The 7,511-nt window shown below is 63.9% G+C and carries 8 protein-coding genes and 1 other RNA gene; 6 read left to right on the top strand and 3 right to left on the bottom strand.

The window, feature by feature from the left end:
- The first annotated feature begins 179 nt into the window (after positions 1-179).
- Positions 180-986 (top strand): metallophosphoesterase family protein, encoded by an 807-nt coding sequence (locus AQZ50_RS07180; RefSeq protein WP_067744628.1) that lies wholly within the window; start codon positions 180-182, stop codon positions 984-986.
- A gap of 71 nt (positions 987-1,057) precedes the next feature.
- On the opposite strand, the gene mtgA is transcribed toward AQZ50_RS07180, so the two are convergent.
- The 3 genes from mtgA to AQZ50_RS07195 form a co-directional block, all read right to left on the bottom strand.
- Positions 1,058-1,798 (bottom strand): monofunctional biosynthetic peptidoglycan transglycosylase, encoded by a 741-nt coding sequence (mtgA, locus tag AQZ50_RS07185; RefSeq protein ID WP_156427258.1) that lies wholly within the window; start codon positions 1,796-1,798, stop codon positions 1,058-1,060.
- Between the two features lie 79 nt (positions 1,799-1,877).
- The gene (rpoH, locus tag AQZ50_RS07190; RefSeq protein ID WP_067744631.1) at positions 1,878-2,780 is read right to left on the bottom strand and encodes an RNA polymerase sigma factor RpoH; all 903 of its coding nucleotides are present in this window, start codon (positions 2,778-2,780) and stop codon (positions 1,878-1,880) included.
- Positions 2,781-2,965: 185 nt separating this feature from the next.
- Entirely contained in the window at positions 2,966-3,910 is a 945-nt protein-coding gene (locus AQZ50_RS07195) for an RluA family pseudouridine synthase (RefSeq protein ID WP_067744634.1), read from the bottom strand.
- 116 nt (positions 3,911-4,026) lie between these two features.
- Between AQZ50_RS07195 and AQZ50_RS07200 the strand changes: the two genes are divergently transcribed.
- From AQZ50_RS07200 to AQZ50_RS07220, 5 genes are all read left to right on the top strand, one after another.
- On the top strand, positions 4,027-4,422 hold the full coding sequence (locus AQZ50_RS07200) for a M67 family metallopeptidase (protein WP_067744637.1): 396 nt from the start codon (positions 4,027-4,029) through the stop codon (positions 4,420-4,422).
- 93 nt (positions 4,423-4,515) lie between these two features.
- Entirely contained in the window at positions 4,516-5,169 is a 654-nt protein-coding gene (locus AQZ50_RS07205; RefSeq protein WP_067744640.1) for a histidine phosphotransferase family protein, read from the top strand.
- Positions 5,170-5,209: 40 nt separating this feature from the next.
- Positions 5,210-5,914, top strand: a complete 705-nt coding sequence (locus AQZ50_RS07210; protein ID WP_067744642.1) for an N-acetylmuramoyl-L-alanine amidase — start codon at positions 5,210-5,212, stop codon at positions 5,912-5,914.
- A gap of 30 nt (positions 5,915-5,944) precedes the next feature.
- An RNA gene (gene rnpB, locus AQZ50_RS07215) (RNase P RNA component class A) lies at positions 5,945-6,380 on the top strand.
- A 53-nt stretch (positions 6,381-6,433) separates the two neighbouring features.
- A complete protein-coding gene (locus tag AQZ50_RS07220; RefSeq protein WP_067744644.1) occupies positions 6,434-7,411 on the top strand; it encodes a cation diffusion facilitator family transporter in 978 nt (325 codons plus the stop codon).
- Positions 7,412-7,511: the final 100 nt, after the last annotated feature.

Here is a 7,511-nt window from a genome sequence, read left to right on the forward strand (position 1 = left end):
CGTACCGTTGCGAGATTTGCACCATAAGTGACTTTTATGCACCACCCAATGATTGACTTAGCGTCACGCGATCGCCCCGAACACGGCAAACGTGGCGCGATGCCGACAAATGCGCGCAAGGAACTTGCAACCGCAGGGCAAGCGCCCGATATGCACCACGCACAGTGAATCATCGGCCCATGCTCAACAAAATTCGCAATCTCTTTGCCCCGCAGCGGGCACCCGAATCCGGCAGCGCCATATCGCCAAGCAGTGTGCCCGCGAATCAGCGTGTCTATGCGATCGGCGACATCCATGGTCGGCTCGACTTGTTCGAGATGATCATCGCCAGAATCGAACAGGACGACAGCGCGCGGGCACCGGCTGATACCACCGTGATCCTGCTGGGCGATCTGGTCGACCGGGGGCCGGACAGTGCGGGCGTGATCGCCGCCGCGCGCGACTGGGCCCGCCGTCGCAAAGTGCGCTTTCTGTCCGGCAATCATGAAGAGATGTTCCTCGCCTCGTTTGCCGACGAGGTCACCTTGCGCCATTTCCTGCGCCACGGCGGGCGCGAGACGCTGCTGAGCTATCCAATCACGCCCGAAGAATACGGACCGGTCACGCTCGAAGAGTTGCAGGTGCTGATGCGCGAACGCATCCCGGCGGAAGACATCGCCTTTCTCGAGAGCATGGAAGACCTGATCCGTATCGGCGACTATGTCTTTGTCCATGCCGGAATCCGGGGCGGGATCGCGCTCGAAAACCAGAGCCGGGCAGACTTGCGCTGGATTCGCGCCGAATTCCTCGACGATCCGACCCCGCGCGATTTCACCGTGGTACATGGCCACACGATCACCTCCGAGCCGGAGCTTCACCCCTTTCGCATCGGCATCGACACCGGCGCCTTTGACAGCCATCGGCTGACCGCAATCGGCCTCGAAGGAACCGAGCGCTGGCTGGTGGTCGCCGAAGGACCAGGCGCGAACGAGAATGCGCCCGCCTGACTGTCAATTACAGGCGCGCTTCAATTGTAAACGCGCTTCAATTGTAAACGCGCTTCAATTGTAAACGCGCTTCAATTGTAAACACAGGCGTCATAATCGCCGCGCACCACGCCTTCGCGCGCGGCGATGACATTGCCGTGGCGGCGCACGCGTCCGGTCGCGCCGACCACCGCGCGCACTTTGGGCTGGGGAAAGGCAGCCGCGATTCGCGCCGCTTCCAGCGTGGACAGCCCCGCTGCGGGCTTGCCGAAATAGCGCTGCGCCCCGGCTTCGACGCCATAAGTGCCGATGCCGGTTTCCGCCACGTTCAGATAGACTTCCATGATCCGGCGCTTGCCCCAGATCGCCTCGATCAGAATCGTGTACCAGGCCTCCAGCGCCTTGCGCAGATAACCGCCGCCCTGCCACAGAAAGGTGTTCTTGGCGGTCTGCTGGCTGATCGTCGAGCCGCCGCGAATCCGCCCGCCTTCCTGATTGCGTTGCCAGGCGGCGAGCATCGCATCCTGATCAAAGCCGATATGGCGGCAGAACCTGGCATCCTCGCCCGCGATCGCGGCGTCGACCATGGTGCGGTTTATCCGGTTGATCGGCACCCATTGCCGCGTGTCGCCATTGTGGTCGAACAGCATGGTATAAGTAAACGGCACCGGCACGAACTTGTAGATCACCACTTGCGCAAGACTCAGCGCGACAAAGGCGAGCACCAGCCGCATGACGATCGCGCCGATCCGACCGATCGCGCCGCCCGCGCGCCGACGCCCGACAGGCTGTGCCGGACGCTCGTTGCGCAGGCCATCCCATTCCTGATTCATCGCCGCCCGATCATCCGCATCGGGCCACTAGAACCGATTCGCCGCCAGGTTGCAACCGGCCTGCTCAAAACCCGATATTTCAGAGCGCGGGCAGCAAATGGCGTTCGCCGGCAATGTGCTGAATCGCCTTTTGCAGCTTTTCAAAGGCGCGCACTTCGATCTGGCGCACGCGTTCGCGGCTGACGTTGTAGACCTGGCTCAGCTCTTCGAGCGTCTTGGGCTCGTCGATCAGGCGCCGGTCGGTCAGGATGTGGCGTTCGCGCTCGTTCAGGCTGCCCATCGCTTCGACCAGCAAGCCGTGGCGCATCTGCGCCTCTTGCGTCTCGGCGACGGTTTCGTCTTGCAAGGGGCGATCATCGGCCAGCCAGTCCTGCCACGATCCTTCGCCGTCTTCGCGCACCGAGACGTTGAGGCTGGCATCGCCACCCATCATCATCCGCCGGTTCATCGAAACCACGTCGGCTTCGGGCACGCCAAGATCGGTGGCGATCTTTTTCACATCGTCGGGATGAAGATCGCTGTCCTCGAACGCTTCGAGATTCTTCTTCATCCGGCGCAGATTGAAAAACAGCTTCTTCTGCGAAGCGGTCGTGCCCATTTTCACGAGCGACCAGCTGCGCAGGATGAATTCCTGGATCGACGCCTTGATCCACCACATCGCATACGTCGCAAGGCGGAAACCGCGCTCGGGGTCGAATTTCTTGACCCCCTGCATCAGCCCGATGTTGCCTTCGGAGATCAGCTCCGAAACCGGCAGGCCATAGCCGCGATAGCCCATCGCGATCTTGGCCACGAGTCGCAGATGGCTGGTGACCAGTTGCGCGGCGGCTTGGGGATCACCATGTTCCTGATAGCGTTTGGCAAGCATGTATTCGGTTTCCGCCGTCAGCAGCGGAAACTTTCGGATTTCCGACATATAGCGGTTGAGGCTGGCTTCACCCGCAAGCGCGGGGACCGTCAGCGCCTTGTTCGTATCACGCACCGGACATTCCTTTCGAGAGCGTCAGTACCTCTTGGCAACAACCCCTAATGGGCGTCGTGCGGCGGGACCACACAAGATTTCTACTCGGTTTCAAACAACAACTGAACTTCAAAATGCTGCATTCCGTAAGGTTTCCATCCGCAGCGGAGCCGCGCAAGACGTACTTTGGTGGTGCGCGGCGCCATTCAGAACCCCAGTTCGACAAGCAGCTGTTCCATGTCGACCGGCGTCGCGCTGGTGAAATGCAGCGCCCGACCGTCGATCGGATGGGCAAACCCCAGTTCCGCCGCATGCAGGGCCTGCCGCCGGAAATCGAGGCGGGCGAGAATCGGGCGCAATCGGGAAGGGCATCGTCCATAGACAGGATCGCCCAATAGCGAATGACCGATTGACGCAAGGTGAACGCGCACCTGATGGGTTCGCCCGGTTTCCAGGCGGCATTCGACCAGCGCCGCGCCATCGAGCGCTTTCAGCGTGCGGTAATGCGTCACGGCGTGTTTGCCGCGCCCTTCTTCGACCAGGGCCATCTTCTTGCGATCATGCGACGATCGCGCGATGCTTGCGCGAATCGTGCCTGCGGGCGGCATCGGCACTCCGGCGGTGATCGCACGATAGGCGCGCATGATCGAATGGTCGGCAAACTGGCGCGCCAGCCCTTCGTGCGCGGCATCGGTCTTGGCCACGACGAGCAGCCCGGACGTATCCTTGTCGATCCGATGGACGATTCCCGGCCGCGCCACCCCGCCGATTCCCGACAGTTGCCCCCGGCAATGATGCAACAGCGCATTGACCAGAGTCCCGTCGGGATTTCCGGCGGCGGGATGGACCACCAGCCCTGCCGGCTTGTCCACCACGATCAGCGCATCGTCTTCATAGGCGATGACCAGCGGGATGTCCTGCGCCTCCGCCTCGGCGGCGGTGGCGGCGGGCACCGCGATCGTCCAGACGCTGCCCGCCGCGACTTTGGCCGAAGCCTGTGCCACCGGGCGTCCGTCGAGCATGACCGCACCTTCGCCGATCAAGGCCTTGACGCGTTCGCGCGACAGCGCCGAGGCATCGGCGAGCGCCTTGTCGAGCCGCTGGCCGCCATCGGCGATCGTGCCGGTCAGGATCTGTGTCTGTGCCCCCATTGTGCCTTGCGATATGGAGCATATCGCGGGGCTGACAAGAGGGCAGGCAAGAAGGCAGGCAAGAGCGGGGCGCCAAGAAGGTGGTCTGACCCCATGTTCGGGGCTACAATCGGGGAATGCCGATTTGCATCACCGCCGGGGCGCTGGACACGATCAGGACCGAAGCGCGTCGTTGTCACCCGTGCGAGGCTTGCGGCATCCTGCTGGGGCAAGGCGACGCGATCGCCACGGCATGGCCCGCCGCCAATGTCGCCCCGCAGCCCGAGCGCCATTTCGAGATCGACCCCACAGCGCTGATCGCCGCGCACCGCGCCGCGCGGGCGGGCGGCCCGGCGGTTCTGGGCTATTTTCATTCGCACCCGACGGGCGCCGCCCACCCTTCGCCGACCGATGCCGCCATGGCCGCGCGCGACGGGCGGATCTGGGCCATTGTCGCCGGCGACGCCATCACGCTATGGCATGATAGCTTATCCGGTTTCGAACCGCTTTCCTATGACGTGGTTGCCGGTTAAGGCGTAGGAGGATTGCGAGGGGGCGCAATCGATCGTGCCCTCCCGATTGAACTTTGCCGAACGCCAGACGATAAAAGGCCCCGACCCCGGATCATGACCATCGCTTCGCTCGAACTTGCCAGCCTGCTCTGCTCGCGCCTGTGCCACGACATGTTGAGCCCGGTCGGCGCGCTGTCCAACGGCCTCGAACTGCTTGCCGAGGAAAAAGACCCCGACATGCGCCAGCGCTGTTTCGAACTGCTCGAACAAAGCGCAAAGACATCGGCGGACAAATTGCGCTTTTTCCGCCTGGCATTCGGCGCAGGCGGCGGGTTTGGCGAAAGCATTCCGCTCAACGAGCCGCGCGCGGTGATCGATGCGCTGGTCGGCAACAATGGCCGGATCGCGGTCAACTGGGCGCTGGCGAGCGATTCGATGCCCAAATCCGCGATCAAGGTGCTGCTCAATCTTGCGCTGATCGGGATCGAGGCGCTGGTGCGCGGCGGCACGCTCGATATTGCCGCCGAAACGCGCCAGACCGACCACGGTCTCGCCAGCGAGATCGTGGTGCGCGCGTCGGGCGCGCGGATCGCGTTTGATCCGGCGGTCGGCCATGCGCTCGACGGCACGCTGCCGACCGATGCGCTGTCGAGCAAGACCGCGCCTGCCTACATGATCCAGCAATTGGCCGCAGACCTGGGCGGCGGACTGCAGATCCATGTGTCGACCGACACGCTGGTCATGGGCGCGGTGCTGCCCGCAGCGTGAATTTCAGCCGGGGCAGCCTCGCCATGAAAGCGATCCGCACATGAATCGCTGGCTCGTCCATCGCGAGGCCCCCTCGCCGAACTGGAACGAGCGCAAGCTGCCGGTCTCGATGGTCGTGCTGCATTATACGGGCATGCAAAGCGCGGAAGAGGCGCTCGATCGGCTGTGCGATCCGGCGGCAGAAGTGTCCGCCCATTACATGATCGACGAAGACGGCACGGTGATCCGGCTGGTCGACGAGGACAAGCGGGCCTGGCACGCCGGGCGGTCGTACTGGCGCGGGGTCACCGACATCAATTCGGCCAGCATCGGCATCGAACTGGTCAATCCCGGACACGAATTCGGCTATCGCCCGTTCAGCGACGCGCAGATGGAATCGCTCGTCCCGCTGCTCGCCGACATTGTCCGACGCCACGGGATAAGCCCGGCCAACGTGATCGGCCATTCCGATGTCGCCCCGGCGCGCAAGACCGATCCGGGCGAACTGTTCGATTGGGACATGCTCGCGCGCTATCGCCTTGCGCTGGCCCGGCCCAGGCCCCGCATGCGCCTGATCTATGATAACGACGGCGCATTCTTCCTTGCGCTCGAACGGCTGGGCTATGACATTTCCGACGGTCCGGCGGCGATCCGCGCCTTTGAACGCCGCTGGCGCCCGCACCGCATTACCGGCGAAATCGACGGGCAGATCGGCGCCTTGCTGTTCGAGCTGCTGATCGCGCGGGATCTGGGGCAGGATTGCTAAGGCCGCACCGGCCTGCTACGCGCTGGCCCGCCAGGGGGCCGGGCAGCCGCGTCATCGCTTTGTCGATGCCGAGGAAAGTCCGGGCTCCATGAAACAAGGGTGGCGGGTAACGCCCGCCGGCTCCGGACTTGCTCCGGGGTCAGGGAAAGTGCCACAGAGAACAGACCGCCAAACCGGAGCAATCCGGCGGCAAGGGTGAAACGGTGCGGTAAAAGCGCACCGCGCGCGCCGGTAACGGCCGCGGCACGGCAAACCCCACCCGGAGCAAGACCGAATAGGGGCGACGCGCCGGGGTATCCGGCAGGCGGGTTTCACGCCAAGAGTCGAAAGGCTCTGCGCCGTCCGGGTTGGTTGCTTGAGCGTCGCAGCAATGCGCCGCCTAGAGGAATGGCTGCCCGTGCCGATACGGTCCGACAATCGGATACCGTCGGTGCGACAGAACCCGGCTTACAGGCCCCCTGGCATCCTTGGGCCGAAAGCGTTTTGCAAGCGCCGCGCCCGCTCGCTAGAAGGCGCCCCATGGCCCATTCCCACGACCACGCGCACCATCATGACCACGACCATGGCCACCATCACGGGCATGGGCATGGGCATGGGCATGGAGGGCACGTTCACGCCCCGGCGAGCTTTGGCCGCGCCTTTGCCGTCGGCATTGCGCTCAACACCGGCTTTGTGGCGGTCGAGGCGATCTATGGCGTGCTGGCGGGGTCGATGGCGCTGGTCGCCGATGCCGGGCACAACTTGTCCGATGTGCTGGGCCTGCTGATTGCATGGAGCGCCGCCGTGCTCTCCGCGCGGCCCCCTTCGGCACGGTTTACCTATGGCCTGAAATCGAGCTCGATTCTGGCCGCGCTGGCCAATGCCGCGCTGCTGATGGTGGCGCTGGGCGCAATCACGCTGGAAACCTTTCGCCGCCTCGCCGACCCGCAGCCGATTGCCACCGGCCCGGTGATGATCGTCGCCGCGATCGGCATTGCCATCAATACCGCGACCGCGCTGATGTTCATGGGCGGGCGTCATCACGACATCAATCTGCGCGGCGCGTTTCTGCACATGGCGGGCGATGCGGCGGTTTCGGCCGGTGTGGTCGCGGCGGCTTTCGTGATCCGGTTGACCCATGCCTGGTGGATCGACCCGGCGGTCAGCCTGGCCATCGTCGCGCTGATCGGATGGAGCACCTGGGGGCTGGCGCGCGATGCGCTGCACATGGGCCTGCTGGGCGTCCCGGCGGGGATCAGCGAGGAAAGGGTGCGCACGTTCCTGGGAAAGCAGGCCGGGGTAACGGCGGTCCACGATTTGCATATCTGGCCGATGAGCACGACCGAAACCGCGCTGACCGCGCATCTCGTCATCCCGGCGGGGCATCCGGGCGATGCGTTTCTTCACCGGCTAGCCGATGCGCTCGATCATGATTTCGGCATCGGCCATGCGACCGTGCAGATCGAAATCGACGAACACGCCCACAACTGCGCGCTGATCAGCGAAAAGGTGGTTTGAAGACAAGGCCCCGCACGCCCCCGCCCCACACGGGACTACCGCATTCACACATCACGGCTCGCAAAAATTTATACCGTGAAACCAATGAGATATAAACCGT

Origin of the sequence: Novosphingobium sp. Fuku2-ISO-50, assembly GCF_001519055.1 — a bacterium.
Classification (GTDB): Bacteria; Pseudomonadota; Alphaproteobacteria; order Sphingomonadales; family Sphingomonadaceae; genus Novosphingobium.

Excerpts from the sequence above, each read along its gene's own strand:
- AQZ50_RS07180 (WP_067744628.1), top strand. The coding sequence starts at position 180 with ATGCTCAACAAAATTCGCAATCTCTTTGCCCCGCAGCGGGCACCCGAA.
- mtgA (WP_156427258.1), bottom strand. The coding sequence starts at position 1,798 with ATGAATCAGGAATGGGATGGCCTGCGCAACGAGCGTCCGGCACAGCCT.
- AQZ50_RS07210 (WP_067744642.1), top strand. The coding sequence starts at position 5,210 with ATGAATCGCTGGCTCGTCCATCGCGAGGCCCCCTCGCCGAACTGGAAC.
- AQZ50_RS07200 (WP_067744637.1), top strand. The coding sequence starts at position 4,027 with ATGCCGATTTGCATCACCGCCGGGGCGCTGGACACGATCAGGACCGAA.
- AQZ50_RS07205 (WP_067744640.1), top strand. The coding sequence starts at position 4,516 with ATGACCATCGCTTCGCTCGAACTTGCCAGCCTGCTCTGCTCGCGCCTG.
- AQZ50_RS07195 (WP_067744634.1), bottom strand. The coding sequence starts at position 3,910 with ATGGGGGCACAGACACAGATCCTGACCGGCACGATCGCCGATGGCGGC.
- AQZ50_RS07220 (WP_067744644.1), top strand. The coding sequence starts at position 6,434 with ATGGCCCATTCCCACGACCACGCGCACCATCATGACCACGACCATGGC.